General features: G+C 72.7%; 11 protein-coding genes and 1 riboswitch. Of the genes, 6 read left to right on the top strand and 5 right to left on the bottom strand.

Translation table 11 applies throughout. The annotated features are described in order from the left end of the window. The first annotated feature begins 300 nt into the window (after positions 1 to 300). The 4 genes from VQ02_RS15210 to VQ02_RS15195 all read left to right on the top strand — a co-directional run bounded on the left by VQ02_RS15210 (position 301) and on the right by VQ02_RS15195 (position 4253). Entirely contained in the window at positions 301 to 717 is a 417-nt protein-coding gene (locus VQ02_RS15210; RefSeq protein WP_083469223.1) for an NADH:ubiquinone oxidoreductase subunit NDUFA12, read from the top strand. A 209-nt stretch (positions 718 to 926) separates the two neighbouring features. Beyond that, on the top strand, positions 927 to 1589 hold the full coding sequence (locus VQ02_RS15205) for a DUF2155 domain-containing protein (protein ID WP_048445044.1): 663 nt from the start codon (positions 927 to 929) through the stop codon (positions 1587 to 1589). Between the two features lie 490 nt (positions 1590 to 2079). Next, the gene (locus tag VQ02_RS15200) at positions 2080 to 3672 is read left to right on the top strand and encodes a tetratricopeptide repeat protein (RefSeq protein ID WP_048445043.1); all 1593 of its coding nucleotides are present in this window, start codon (positions 2080 to 2082) and stop codon (positions 3670 to 3672) included. Then, positions 3672 to 4253 (top strand): hypothetical protein, encoded by a 582-nt coding sequence (locus VQ02_RS15195; RefSeq protein ID WP_048445042.1) that lies wholly within the window; start codon positions 3672 to 3674, stop codon positions 4251 to 4253. The genes VQ02_RS15200 and VQ02_RS15195 overlap by 1 nt, the downstream gene beginning before the upstream one ends. 88 nt (positions 4254 to 4341) lie before the next feature. Here the strand turns inward: VQ02_RS15195 and VQ02_RS15190 are convergent, their stop codons facing one another. Continuing rightward, positions 4342 to 6540, bottom strand: coding sequence for a transglycosylase domain-containing protein (locus tag VQ02_RS15190; protein ID WP_048445041.1), 2199 nt, complete (start codon positions 6538 to 6540; stop codon positions 4342 to 4344). Between the two features lie 205 nt (positions 6541 to 6745). Here VQ02_RS15190 and VQ02_RS15185 point away from each other — a divergent pair, with 205 nt between their 5' ends. Continuing rightward, positions 6746 to 7591: a type 1 glutamine amidotransferase gene (locus VQ02_RS15185; RefSeq protein WP_048445040.1), complete on the top strand. Its 846-nt coding sequence runs from the start codon at positions 6746 to 6748 to the stop codon at positions 7589 to 7591. A gap of 6 nt (positions 7592 to 7597) precedes the next feature. Here VQ02_RS15185 and VQ02_RS15180 read toward each other — a convergent pair whose 3' ends face one another. The 4 genes from VQ02_RS15180 to VQ02_RS15165 form a co-directional block, all read right to left on the bottom strand. Next, positions 7598 to 9061, bottom strand: a complete 1464-nt coding sequence (locus VQ02_RS15180; RefSeq protein ID WP_245239740.1) for a methyl-accepting chemotaxis protein — start codon at positions 9059 to 9061, stop codon at positions 7598 to 7600. Continuing rightward, entirely contained in the window at positions 9058 to 9405 is a 348-nt protein-coding gene (locus VQ02_RS15175) for a hypothetical protein (RefSeq protein WP_048445039.1), read from the bottom strand. Before VQ02_RS15175 ends, VQ02_RS15180 begins: the two co-directional genes overlap by 4 nt. A 197-nt stretch (positions 9406 to 9602) precedes the next feature. After that, positions 9603 to 10742, bottom strand: a complete 1140-nt coding sequence (locus VQ02_RS15170; protein WP_083469222.1) for an acyltransferase family protein — start codon at positions 10740 to 10742, stop codon at positions 9603 to 9605. Positions 10743 to 10922: 180 nt separating this feature from the next. Next, positions 10923 to 11297, bottom strand: coding sequence for an HNH endonuclease family protein (locus VQ02_RS15165; protein ID WP_048445038.1), 375 nt, complete (start codon positions 11295 to 11297; stop codon positions 10923 to 10925). A 147-nt stretch (positions 11298 to 11444) separates the two neighbouring features. Next, positions 11445 to 11556: riboswitch (TPP riboswitch) on the top strand. A gap of 69 nt (positions 11557 to 11625) precedes the next feature. On the opposite strand from VQ02_RS15165, the gene thiC reads away from it, so the two are divergent. Next, on the top strand, positions 11626 to 12946 hold a 1321-nt coding region (gene thiC / locus VQ02_RS15160; RefSeq protein ID WP_048445037.1), incomplete at its 3' end, for a phosphomethylpyrimidine synthase ThiC.

Raw genomic sequence — 12946 nt, 5'->3', positions numbered from 1 at the left:
GGCAGATTCCTGTGGATGACGCCGAACCCTCGGCTAAGCCCGCGGCAGGCTTGCGGGAATCCTGCCGCCGCCCGCAATCGCCCACATCCGGCGCGCCGCCGGCCCCCGGACTTGTTCACAGCCGGATGAGGATTCCGTGCCACGCCGGGGCCGGACGGGAGCCGCGGCACCGGGAGCGCGCCGGAATCATGCTGCGGCGCGGGACGTGCTGGACATCCGGGGGCCACCTCACCATAGTCCCGCGCGACGACGGGGGGCCTCCTCCCATTCCCGAGGGGCTCAGCCCTAGAGACGGTCGCGATGGCGCTGAAAGACACGTTGCTTCGGATCTTCACCTGGTGGAGCGGCTCGACCGTCAGCCTGGATTTCTACACCAAGCGCCACGGCCGCTTCGTGGGCGAGGACGAGTTCGGCAACCGCTACTACCGGGCGCAGGGGCCGCTGATCGACGCCTCGGTCGGCTCGGAGCGGCGCTGGGTGATCTACAACGGCTACGCCGACGCCTCGAAGGTGCCGCCGGGCTGGCGCGGCTGGCTCTGCCACGCCACCGACGTGGCGCCCTCCGAGGAGGACTACCGCCCGCGCGAGTGGCAGAAGCCGCACGAGGAGAATCTCACCGGCACGGTGGCGGCCTACCGGCCGCGGGGCTCGCAGCTCTCCTACGGCCAGCGGCCGGCGGCGACCGGCGACTACGTGCCGTGGGTGCCGGGCGAGTAAGTGCACGTCACGAAACTCCCGCTGCGCGGACGTCTCCACGGTGAGCGCCGACGGTGATCGGGAGCTTCGTGAGAGACACTGAGTCGCCCTTTTTCCACCATCCTCCGGGTGTCTACCGCGGGAAGCGCCCGAGGGCGCCCGCGCGCCCGATCGGTTCGGGCGCGAGAGGCCGGCGAGAGGCCTCGAACGAGAGCCGGGAGCGATTGGGTTTGAGCCGCATGACCGCACGACGCGCCGCGGGCGCCTTCCTGCTCCTCGGCGGCGCGGTGCTGGGCGGCGCGCTCGCGCCGGCGCCGGCCCGGGCCGACAAGATCCGCAACCCGACCGCAGTGTTCTCCGGCCTCGACAAGATCACCGGCCGCATCGTCTCCTTCGAGGTGGCGGTGGACGAGACGGTGCAGTTCGGCGCGCTCCAGCTCACCCCGCGGGTCTGCTACACCCGCCCGCCGACCGAGAGCGCCAAGACCACCGGCTTCCTCGAGGTCGACGAGGTCACCCTCGAGAACAAGTACCGGCGGATCTTCACCGGCTGGATGTTCGCCTCGAGCCCCGGCCTGCACGCGATCGAGCACCCGATCTACGACGTCTGGCTCGTCGACTGCAAAGGCGGCACCGACATCGTGGCCGAGCCGAAGGAGCAGGAGGACGCGCCGGTGGCCGCCGCCAAGCCCGAGCGCAAGCGCCGCGAGCAGGCGCGCGGCGGCGAGGAGGCGCCCCGCGCCCGCCAGGTCAACCGCCAGGGCCAGGTCGACGTCGAGCCCCTGCGGGGCACCCCGGTGCAGCCGCGCCAGTCGCCGTCGCGGCGCTTCTTCCCGACCAACGACGGCCCGATGCCGCTCGGCGGCGATCCGATGAACCCGAACCCGCGCTGAGGCGCGGGCCGCCGCCGTTCGCGGATCGATCCGTCCGAGCGACCGAACGCGAATTATGCGAGATCCGCCTGATCTGTGCTGACACCCGTCAAGCGCATCTCCCTTTATGTGAACGGATCAAGCGGAACGCGAACGAATGGGGGCGGCCCCGCCCTGATGACCAAATCGTGTACGGCCGGACTTCGGCACGGTGCCCCGGCATCGCAACCCGAGCGGTCGGCCGGTCGCGGGGAGCCGGGACCTGATCGTCGGATCCAGCGACATCGCCGCATCGGAACGGGTCAGCGTCAATCATTGCGGGCGATGCAATCGCAGAGCAGCCTGAACACGTCTCACACTGGCCTCGAGCGAAACCCTTCTGATTTTTACTGAGGCGCTGTTCCGATCGTCGGCATTCGCGCCTTGCGAATGCTTGCGAATGCGTCGGGAGCGCGTATAGTCTCGAAGTACATCGCGGGAGTTGAACCGTATCCGTCAGGAGGGTGCTTCCATGCGCGCGTCCCTGTTCGCGGCGACGGCCGTCATCGCTCTGTCCTCCGCACAGCCGCTCATCGCGCAAGGCGACGTGAACCAGCAGCTCGGAAGCGTGCACTTCGCGACCTCCTGCAATGAGGTGGCGCAGCGTCGCTTCGACCGGGGCATGCGCTACCAGCATTCCTACTGGTACCTCGCGGCCAAGGAGGTCTTCGAGGAGGCACTCAAGGCCGACCCCGCCTGCGCCATCGCCGAATGGGGCATCGCGCTGACCTACCTGGACAATCCGCACAACCCGATCCCGCAGGCCAACCTCGCTCCGGGGCTGGCTGCCATCCGCCGGGCCGTGGCGCTGAATCCGAAGACCGAGCGCGAACGCGACTACATCGACGCGCTGGCCCTGATGTACACCGACGCCGACACGCTCGGCCACGGCCAGCGCATCCGGCTCTTCCGCGACGCGCAGGAGCGGATGGCGACCAAGTACCCGGACGACGACGAGGCGCAGATCGCTTACGCCATCACGCTCAACACCTCGGCCGACCTCAACGACAAGACCTATGCCCAGCAACTGAAGGGCGCCGCGATCCTGGAGCCGCTCTCAATACGCCTGCCGCAGCATCCGGGTGTGACACACTACCTCATCCACCTCTACGACTACCCGGAACTCGCGGCCAAGGGGCTCGACGCGGCGCATCGCTACGCACAGATCGCACCGGCTGCGCCGCACGCGCAGCACATGCCCTCGCACATCTACACGCGCGTCGGCCTCTGGGGGGAGTCGATCGCCTCGAACACCGCCTCGTGGAGGGCCGCGCGAGCCGAGAAGTCGGTCGGCAACTACCTGCACGCGCAGGATTACATGGTCTACGCCCACCTGCAGCTCGGCCAGGACGGCGAAGCGCGCGCCGTCGTGGACGACATGACGCGCGAGACCGAGTTCAAGGCCGCCGTGCTCGCCGCCCATTACGCGCTCGCGGCGTCGCCTGCGCGCTACGCCGTCGAGCGCGGCGACTGGCAAGCCGCCGCACAGCTTCCCGTGCGGCCGAGCCCGTTCGCCTACGCGACGGCCATGACGCACTTCGCCCGTGCCCTCGGGGCCGCGCGCTCGAGCCGGCCGGAGGCAGCCGCCCTCGACGCTGCGAAGCTCGCCGAGCTGCGCGACGGGTTGCGCGACGCGAAGGAGGTCTACTGGTCGGAGATCGTCGACATCCAGCGGCAGGTCGCTGCCGCCTGGGTGCTCCACGCGCGAGGCGAGCACGAGGAGGCGCTGGAAGCCATGCGCGCCGCGGCGGATGCCGAAGACAGGACCAACAAGCACGTGATCACGCCCGGGCCGCTGGCACCGGCGCGGGAACTCTACGGCGAGATGCTGCTCGAGCGCGGCATGGCGCGAGACGCGCTCGCCGCCTTCGAGGCGACGCAGCGCAGGGAGCCGAACCGCTTCCGCAGCTTCCTCGGTGCCGCGCTGGCCGCCGAGAGGCTCGGCGACAGGGCGACTGCGAAGGCGAACTACGAGAAGCTGCTCGCGCTCACGACGGGCTCGGCTACCAGTCGGCCGGAGATCGAGGCGGCGCGCAAGTTCGTCGCGATGCACGAGGCGCGGTGATGTCCCGGCCGTCGAGGCGGGTCGCCCTGACGACGGCAGCGGCCATCCTGATTGCCGGCGGGGCACTGGGGACGGCCGGTCTGCTCGTCGGCCGCACGCCGGTCCACGCTCCAGCCGATGCCGCTCCGACGCCGGCCTGGACCGAGGCAACGTGGCCGTTTCCGCTGGACCCGTGGGGGAGGGGCAAGGCCTACCGCTGCCGGGCCGATCGCTGCGGCGCGGAGGTCGTCGTCTATCTTCGCGCGAAGCTGGGCCTGTGCGGATGCATGACGACGATCGATGACGACGACGTTGATCGCCTCAGCGACATCGATCTCATCGCCTCCGCGCGCACGGCGCTCGGTCCGGGGCGGGCCATCGACGTGCACGCGATGAAGGGACGCGGCCGGAGTTACGCCCTCGGGAACGCCGGTCCGACGGCGAGGTCGGCGCTCGCGATGGCGTTCCACGAGCGGTGCGACCTGATCGTCGCCACGGCCGCCATGAATGCCGAGCGGCCGGCGAGGCAGGAGCAGGCCGTGGTGGACTTCCTCCGCAGCGACGTGGTGCTGCGCTGGGCCGAAGCGACACTCGGGCTGTAGCAGTCAAGGCGGCGCCAGGCTCGTGCGACCTTGAGGGCTGCCCGCATGGTCGAAGCCTGCCCGACGAGGATGGCGGGGCCGGCGCCCCTCAATCGATCCCGAACAGCCGCTCCAGGAAATTCTTGTCCTCCCGGCTCGGACCGCCGCCGCCGCGCGGCGCCGGCTGGCGGGGCGGGGGCTGGCCGCCGCCCAGCAGGTCGTCGATGAGGCCGCCGATGGTCGGCTCGGCGGCGGGGCTCGCGGCGGCGACGGCGTTGCTGCCGCGGCGCCAGCGGGCGGCGCCCGGCAGGGGCACCGGCTTGTCGCCGCGCAGGGCCGCGGTCATCACCCGGTTCCAGACCTCGACCGGCAGGTTGCCGCCCGAGACCCGCTTCGTCGGCTCGCCGTCGTCGTTGCCGAGCCAGACGCCGGCGACGAGCGTGCCGGAATAGCCGACCACCCAGGCATCGCGGAAATCCTGGCTGGTGCCGGTCTTGCCGGCGAGGTCCCAGCCCGGGATGTCGCCCTTCTTGGCGGTGCCGCTGGCGAAGACCTCGTGCATCATCGCGTTCATCATGCCGACGGCGCCGGGCTCGATCACCCGACCGAGGCCGCTGAGCCCGCGCTTGTAGATGCTGCGGCCGTCGATGGTCTTCACGCCGGCGATCACGTAGGGGATCACCCCGGTGCCGCCGTTGGCGAAAGCCGCGTAGGCGCCGACGAGCTCCAGCGGCGTGACCTCGGAGGTGCCGAGCGCGATCGAGGCGTTGGCCTGGAGGGCTGAGGTGATGCCGAGGCGCTGCGCCGTCTGCACCACCGCCCTCGGGCCGACCTCCTGGCCGAGCCGCACCGCCACGGTGTTGAGGGAATGGGCGAGCGCGTCGCGCAGGGTCACGGGGCCGCTGTAGTTGCGCGAGTAGTTCTCCGGGTTCCAACCCTTGATGCTGACCGGCGCGTCCTCCCGCACGGTGTCGGGGGTCAGGCCCCGCTCCACCGCCGCCAGGTAGACGAAGGGCTTGAAGGCCGAGCCCGGCTGGCGCTTGGCGGTGGTGGCGCGGTTGAACTGGCTCTGGGCATAGTCGCGCCCGCCGATCAGGGCGCGGATCGCCCCGTCCGGGCGCATCGCCACGACGGCGCCCTGGCCGACATTGTAGCGCCCGCCCTTCTGGTTCAGCTCGTCGACCAGCGCCCGCTCGGCCACCGCCTGGAGCCCGGGATCGACGGTGGTCTGGACCGTGACGTCGGCCTCGATCTTGCCGACGTAGTCGTCGAGCACGTCCATCACGAGGTCGGCGACGTAGTTGGCCGAGCCGCCGCCCGCGGCGCGGGCGGGCTTGGCGGGCTTGGCCAGCGCCACCTGCACCTCGGCTTGCTTGGCGAAGCCGAGTTCCTGCATCGCCGCGAGCACCTGGGCGGCACGGGCCTGCGCGGCAGGGAGGTTGCGGTTGGGCGCGAGCCGCGAGGGCGCCTGGACGAGGCCGCCGAGCATCGCGGCCTCGGCCAGGGTCACGTCCTTGGCGGGCTTGGCGAAGTAGCGCTGGGCCGCCGCCTCGACGCCGTAGGCGCCGGCGCCGAAATAGACCCGGTTGAGGTAGAGCTCGAGGATCTCGTCCTTCGAGTACTTGTGCTCGAGCCACAGTGCCAGGATCGCCTCCTGGATCTTGCGCGAGGCGGTGCGCTCCTGGGTCAGGAAGAGGTTCTTGGCGAGCTGCTGGGTCAGGGTCGAGCCGCCCTGGGCGACGCCGCGGCGGGTCAGGTTCTGGGTGATGGCGCGGGCGATGCCGATCGGGTCGATGCCCATGTGGCCGTAGAAGCGCCGGTCCTCGATCGCCACGAAGGCCCGGGGCAGGTAGGGCGGCAGCTCGCGGATGCTCACGGTGCGGCCGCCGGTCTCGCCCCGGTTGGCGAGGAGCGAGCCGTCGGCGGCTAGGATCGCGATGTTGGGCGGGCGCTTGGGCACCGCGAGCTGGTCGATTGGCGGCAGCTGCGAGGCGTGGAACGCCACGATGCCGGCGACCGCGACCAGGCCCCACAGGCCGAGGATCATTGAGGCGTAGACGAGGCGGCCGAGGAACGAGCGCCGCCGCCGCGGGGCCGGCGCGGCCGCGCGGCCGCCCCGCCCGCCGGCGCGCGCCGGCGCGGCTTTCTTCGTCGTCCCCTTGGACGCCCCATTGCGCGTTTCCCTGGCCACGCCGCCCCCCGCCCGGTCGCCGCGCGAGAGGCGCAGGTCGAGCGCCGCCGGGTCCGCAGGCCCCTCCGCCTCGAACCGCGGCTCGACCCGACGCGTCCGCTCGCGTTCCTTCGCCATCCTGCCGAGTTCCCCATCGCCCCCCGGACGAACCGGCCCGCGCGGGGTACTCAAGAGACGTTAAATGAGGCGGGTTTAAGGGCCGTTAACCGAAATTTTCTCCTGCAACTGTCGTCACTTAGCGGGATACCCGCGGGAGTGCGGCAAGCCGCGCCGGAACGCCGCCCACCCGCGAGCGTTGCGGTCGCGCTAACAAGGAGCCGACATGCTGCACCTGCTGGTGGCGGATGGGAACGACCGGGCCGGCCGCGAGAAGCACCTGTCGGTCTGCGACAAGACCTCGGCCGAGACCTATGCGGGGGTCCTGCGGAGCCTGGCGCCGGACGCGGTCTGCCACCTCGTGGCCCCCGCCGACGCGGATGCGGTACTGCCCCGCGCGCTGACGGAGTGCGACGCCCTGGTGCTCACCGGCTCGACCCTGCACGTCGCCGAGGGCGGCCCCACGGTGACCCGGCAATGCGACCTGGTGCGGTCGGCGCTCGCCGCCGGCCTGCCGGTCTTCGGCTCGTGCTGGGGCGTGCAGGTCGCCGCCACGATCGCCGGCGGCCGGGCCGACCGCAACCCCCGGGGACCGGAATACGGGCTCGCCCGCGCCATCCGCCGGACGGATGCCGGGGAGGGGCACCCGCTGCTGTCCGGCCGGCCGCCGGCCTGGGACGCGCCGGCGATCCACGACGACGCGGTGATCGCGCCGCCGCCGGGCAGCACGGTGCTCGCCGGCAACGACCGCCTCGACGTCCAGGCGATCGAGATCCGGGTCGGCGACGGGGTGTTCTGGGGCACGCAGTACCATCCCGAGCTCGACCTCGACGAGGTCGCGGCGATGCTGCGCCTGAGTGCCGAGGGCGTCGTCGAGGCGGGTCTGTGCGACGACGAGGCCGCGGTCGACGCCTATGCCGATGCCCTGCGCGACCTGCACCGGGACGGGGACGGCCGGCCCGACCTCGCCTGGCGCCTCGGCATCACCGCCGAGGTGCTGTCGCCGGAGCGCCGCCGGCGCGAGATCCGCAACTTCATCGACCACCTCGTGCGGCCGCGCCGCGCCGGCTGAGGGTCCTCAGGCCGCGCGCACGCCGTGCAGGAAGCGCGCGACCTCGGCCCCGAGGTGCTCGGCCTGCTGTGCCAGGGCCCCGGCCGAGGTGAGCACCCGGCCGGCGGCGGAGCCGGTCTCGCCGGCGGCGTCGGCCACGGCGCCGACGGTCTCGGTGAGCGAGCCGGTTCCGGCGGCGGCCCGGTCCATGGCGCGGATGATCTCCTGCGTCGCCGCGCCCTGCTCCTCCACCGCCGCGGCGACCGCGGCCGCGACCCCGTCGATGCCGCGGATGCGCCCGCCGATCTCCTCGATCGCCCGGACGGCGTCGCGGGTGGCGCCCTGGATGCGGCCGATCTGGCCGCCGATCTCGTCGGTGGCCCGGGCGGTCTGGGCGGCGAGCTCCTTCACCTCGGCGGCCACCACCGCGAAGCCCCGCCCCGCCGCGCCGGCGCGCGCCGCCTCGATCGTGGCGTTCAGCGCCAGCAGGTTCGTCTGGTCCGCGACGCCGGAGATCATCGTCACCACGTCGCCGATCCGGGACGCGGCCTCGCTCAGCTCGCCGACCAGGGCGGCGGTGCGGCCGGCCTCGGCGACGGCGGCGCGGGCGAGGCCGGCGGATTCGCCGACCTGCTGGCCGACCTCGCGCACCGAGGCGCCGAGCTCCTCCGTGGCCGCCGCGACCGCGCCGACATCCCCGGCGGCCTGCCCGGCGGCAGCCCTGGCGCCGGCCGAGCGGTCGGCGGCGAGGCCCGCGGTCTGCGACATCCCGCGCGCCGCCGCCTGCAGCTCGCCCGCCGCGGACGCGACCCCGCCGACGATGCCGACCACCGCCGCCTCGAACGCCGCCGCCATCCGCAGCACGTCCTCGCGTCGCTCGTGCTCGGCCGCGGCGCGGGCCGCCTCGCCGTCCCGCTCCAGGTCCCGCAGGCGCGCCATCTGGCCCGTCGCCTCGCTCTCGGACGCCGCGAGCCCGGCGAGGGTCCGGGCGACGGTGTGGCAGATCCGGGCCAGCATCGCGGCCTCGATCGCCAGGATCCCGGCATGCAGCAGCACCCGCTCGAGGCTGCCTTCCGCCGGGAAGACGGCGCGGGGCAGGACGAAGCCGAGGACGAGGTGGTGGAGCGCCGTCGCGCCGGCGCCGACCAGGATCACGCGCCAGTCGCACCAGCCGGCGAGGACCGCCAGGCAGGCGAAGAAGTACATGTGCAGGTCGACCTGCCACGGGTGCCCGGCGCTCGCCGCGAGCAGCAGGGCCGCCATCCCGGTCAGCGCCAGCGCGGTGGCGATCCGGGTCTGCGGCCCGACCGGGTCGCGCCACCAGGACAGGGTGGCGACGGCAGCCAGGAGGACCGCGACCGCGGCCGGACCGGCCGAGATGCCGGCGCCGACCAGGAGCGGCACCGCCGCCGCGACCGGCACGTGGGCCCAGAGCAGGCCGATGAGGATGCGGGCGAAGGAGCGGCGAAGGTCGTCGGCGTCGGTCATCATCGGTCGGGGCTCGGTGACGGGGAGGGGGCATCCGGCTTCGCGTCGCGTGCGGGCGGGCCGCAGCCGCCGGCGACGGCCGGGTCGAGCACCAGCCAGGCGCCGGCGCCGTAGAGGCGCCGGACGAAGCCCGCCTCGTCGGACCGCGCGACCACCAGGCCGGTCGCGCCCGTCCCCAGGAGGCGGCCGCCCGCCGCCGCCACGATCGCGGCGGCTCCGGCGACGCCGCCCCCGGGCCGGCCGAGCACGGCGACCGTGTCCGAGTGCGGCACGGCGACGACCAGGAACGGGGCCAGCAGGAGCAGCACCAGGCCGGCACCGTCCCGGAGGCGGAAATGCGCATCCATTCAGGTTCGCCCTGGTTCCGTCGACTGCGAGATCTTGCGACGAAATGGCTTATGATCGGTAAAGCCGAGGCTTGGCCGCAGCGACTGCCGGGTGACTTCGCCGACAGGAATTTAATCAATACCGTCCTCTCCGTCACCCGCACGGAAACGGCGCCCCGCGGGGCGCCGTCGTCGGGTGGAACCGGTCCCCGGCCGCGTCAGGTCGGCCGCGCCGAGGCGAGGCCCGGCGCCGGGCGGGGCCGCTCCTCGCCGACGAGGTGGAGGGCGGCCGGGCGGCGGAACAGGAACCGGGCCGGGGTGTGGCGGACCAGCCGCTCGATCCCGAGGGGCACCGCCACTGCGACCAGCGTCACGAGCAGCGAGACGACCCCGACATCCTCGATGACCCCGCTGCGCACCAGGGCCGTGCGCAGGCCCGCCATCGGCAGGAAGAAGGCGAGATAGATCACGATCGAGCGCTCGCCGCACGCGCGCAGGGCCGCGGTCACGGGGCCGCCGGCCCGGGTCAGCAGCGCCGCCGCCGCCACGATGGCCAGCGCCCCGGCAGCGCCGAGCACCAGGCTCACCCCCGGCAGGCTCGCCAGCGTCGGGTGCGAGGGGAAGCCGGACGGGGTGAAGACCAGCGCGCCCTCGAGCGCCGCCCAGGCGGCGAGGCCGAGAAGCGCGAGGCCGATCCTGGCCCGCACCGCGTCGGCGAGGGCGAAGATCCGGTCCGCGAAGAGGTAGCCGCCGACGAAGTAGACGAAGCAGACGCAGAACTCGTCGATCAGGGTCGAGCCGGTATGGATCGGGGCGAGCTGCAGGAGCGCGGCGCCGGCGAGCAGCAGCGGGCCGGGCACCCGGCGCAGAAGCTTCACGGCGACGGAGAACACCGCCAGCAGGTAGATGAACCACAGGGTCGAGTACGGCTCGACGAGACCGTGGGCGAGGTGGGCGAGGAAGGCGCCGGGCCCCGCGCCGTCGGTGATCTGGCCGTACTTCACGGCCGACTGCAGCACCAGCCACAGCAGGTAGAAGTAGGCGAAGTGGACGATGCGCCGGTCGGCGAACAGGCGCCAGTCGCGGTCGACCACGCGGCCGACGAACAGGCCGGACAGGAGGAAGAAGTCCGGGATGCGGAAGGGTTTGGCGAAGGCGACGATGTGGTGCATGAAGCCCTCGCCCCCCATCGCCTCGCCGACCCCGAGGGTGGAGTGCATCATCACCACCAGGATGATGCAGATGCCCTTGGCGACGTCGACCCAGGCGAGGCGTCCGGCATCCGGCGCGACGCGCGGGCGAACCGGATCGTCCGGCCTGACCGAGAGGGCGGGTTCGGTGTTGGGACGGGCGGACATCGGCGGCTCCACGGGGACCGGTGCAGATCTCGCGGCCAGTCTCCCAGGAAGCCGTAAAGATCAGGGCAAGGCCGGCCGCTCGAATCGCGCGGGACGACGTAACGCCGGATTCACCCTGAACTGGCGCGCACTGCGCTTGGCTAGCGGATGCTGCGCTTGGCTAGCGGGTGCTGCGCTTGGCTAGCGGGTGCTGCGCTTGGCCTCGCGGCGGGTGCGGGTCAGGCGCGTCGCGGTGTGGAAGTCGTCGGGCTTGGTGCGCACCCAGGCGAGGAAGCGGGCGATCTCGGGCTCCGCCCGCAGGCTCGCGACGTCGCTCAGGCGCCGCGCCAGCTCCGCCTCGCTGTGGCGGGCATGGATCGCCGAGTGGCAGATCTGGTGCAGCCGCACGGTCTCGCCGTGGGTGCCGCCCTTCAGCTTCGGGGTCAGGTGGTGGCGGCTCTGGCGGGCACCGGGCGGGATCGGCCGCTCGCAGAGCGGGCAGATCACCGCCTCGGGCGTGCCCGGGCCGTGGGTGGAGGGGTCGTCGTCGCGCCAGCGCCGGGCTCGGCGTCCCAAGGCAGGCTCCTGGTGTGAGGGAGAGGCCCCGTATCTGGGTCGCGGGGCCGGAGCGTTTCAAGGCCGGCGCGCGGCCGCGGCCGGGATGCCGCAGCGTTCCCGCGGCCGGATCGCGATTGACAAAGTCGGCGGGCGGCCGGACAGTCGGGCCGTTCCGAGGGGGGCCCCGCCAGCTGGGGCTGAGACTGGGCGAGCGCGCGTCCTGACCCTTGAACCTGATCCGGTTCGTACCGGCGGAGGGACGGGAACCAGCCATGACGCCCCAGTTATGACGACGTCGCCCGTGCGCCCTCGCCCCGCGGCCGGATCCCTGTCCAGGGAGGGATCCATGAACGCACCCGTCTTCGCCAAAGGCTTGCCGCAGAGCGTCACCACCGGGCCGGTCACCGGCTCCACCAAGGTCTACGCCGCGCCGGCGGGCCACCCCGACCTCCGCGTGCCGTTCCGCGAGATCGCCCTCTCCGACCCGGGCGAGGCCCCGGTGCGGGTCTACGACCCGTCCGGCCCCTACACCGAGGCGGGAGCGCGCATCGACCTCGCCGCCGGGCTGCCGCAGGTCCGCGCCGCCTGGATCGAGCGCCGCGGCTGCCACGCCGTCGCTCCCCGGGCGATCCGGCCGGAGGACAACGGGTTCGTGAGCGAGGACAGGCTGGTGGCGCCGTGCCCGGCCGCCCGCACGGTGCGCCGGGGAGCCCCGGGCCAGCCCGTCACCCAGTACGAGTTCGCGCGGGCCGGCATCGTCACCGAGGAGATGGTCTACGTCGCCCACCGGGAGAACCTCTGCCGCGAGGCGATGCTGGCCGGGGCGGAGGGCCGCCTGGCGGACGGCGAAGGCTTCGGGGCGGGCATCCCGCCCTTCATCACCCCCGAATTCGTCCGCGACGAGGTGGCGCGCGGGCGGGCGATCATCCCGGCCAACATCAACCACACCGAGCTCGAGCCGATGGCGATCGGCCGCAACTTCCTGGTCAAGATCAACGCCAACATCGGCAACTCGGCCGTGACCTCGTCGGCGGCGGAGGAGGTCGAGAAGATGGTCTGGGCGATCCGCTGGGGCGCCGATACCGTCATGGACCTCTCGACGGGGCGCAACATCCACAACATCCGCGGCTGGATCCTGCGCAACGCGCCGGTGCCGATCGGCACGGTGCCGATCTATCAGGCGCTGGAGAAGGTCGGCGGCGACCCGCTCAAGCTCGACTGGGAGGTGTTCAAGGACACGCTGATCGAGCAGGCCGAGCAGGGCGTCGACTACTTCACCATCCACGCCGGCGTGCGCCTCGCCCACGTGCCGCTGACCGCGCGGCGGGTCACCGGTATCGTCTCGCGCGGCGGCTCGATCATGGCGCGCTGGTGCCTGGCCGGGCACCGCGAATCGTTCCTCTACGAGCGGTTCGAGGAGATCTGCGACATCTGCCGGGCCTACGACGTGTCGTTCTCGCTCGGCGACGGCCTGCGCCCGGGCTCGATCGCCGACGCCAACGACGCGGCGCAGTTCGCCGAGCTCGAGACCCTGGGCGAGCTGACCAAGGTGGCCTGGGGCAAGGGCTGCCAGGTGATGATCGAGGGCCCCGGTCACGTGCCGATGCACAAGATCAAGGTCAACATGGACAAGCAGCTCGCCGCGTGCGGCGAGCTGCTTGTCCATG

This window comes from Methylobacterium variabile, from assembly GCF_001043975.1.
Classification (GTDB): domain Bacteria; phylum Pseudomonadota; class Alphaproteobacteria; order Rhizobiales; family Beijerinckiaceae; genus Methylobacterium; species Methylobacterium variabile.
The sequence above is the reverse complement of the archived record's forward strand: the minus strand, read 5'-3'. Positions and strand labels throughout refer to the sequence as shown.

What these genes read in the sequence shown, in the direction of transcription:
- VQ02_RS15180 (WP_245239740.1), bottom strand. Translation starts at nt 9,061, where the DNA reads ATGATGACCGACGCCGACGACCTTCGCCGCTCCTTCGCCCGCATCCTC.
- VQ02_RS15190 (WP_048445041.1), bottom strand. Translation starts at nt 6,540, where the DNA reads ATGGCGAAGGAACGCGAGCGGACGCGTCGGGTCGAGCCGCGGTTCGAG.
- VQ02_RS15195 (WP_048445042.1), top strand. Translation starts at nt 3,672, where the DNA reads ATGTCCCGGCCGTCGAGGCGGGTCGCCCTGACGACGGCAGCGGCCATC.
- VQ02_RS15210 (WP_083469223.1), top strand. Translation starts at nt 301, where the DNA reads ATGGCGCTGAAAGACACGTTGCTTCGGATCTTCACCTGGTGGAGCGGC.
- VQ02_RS15200 (WP_048445043.1), top strand. Translation starts at nt 2,080, where the DNA reads ATGCGCGCGTCCCTGTTCGCGGCGACGGCCGTCATCGCTCTGTCCTCC.
- VQ02_RS15185 (WP_048445040.1), top strand. Translation starts at nt 6,746, where the DNA reads ATGCTGCACCTGCTGGTGGCGGATGGGAACGACCGGGCCGGCCGCGAG.
- VQ02_RS15175 (WP_048445039.1), bottom strand. Translation starts at nt 9,405, where the DNA reads ATGGATGCGCATTTCCGCCTCCGGGACGGTGCCGGCCTGGTGCTGCTC.
- VQ02_RS15170 (WP_083469222.1), bottom strand. Translation starts at nt 10,742, where the DNA reads ATGTCCGCCCGTCCCAACACCGAACCCGCCCTCTCGGTCAGGCCGGAC.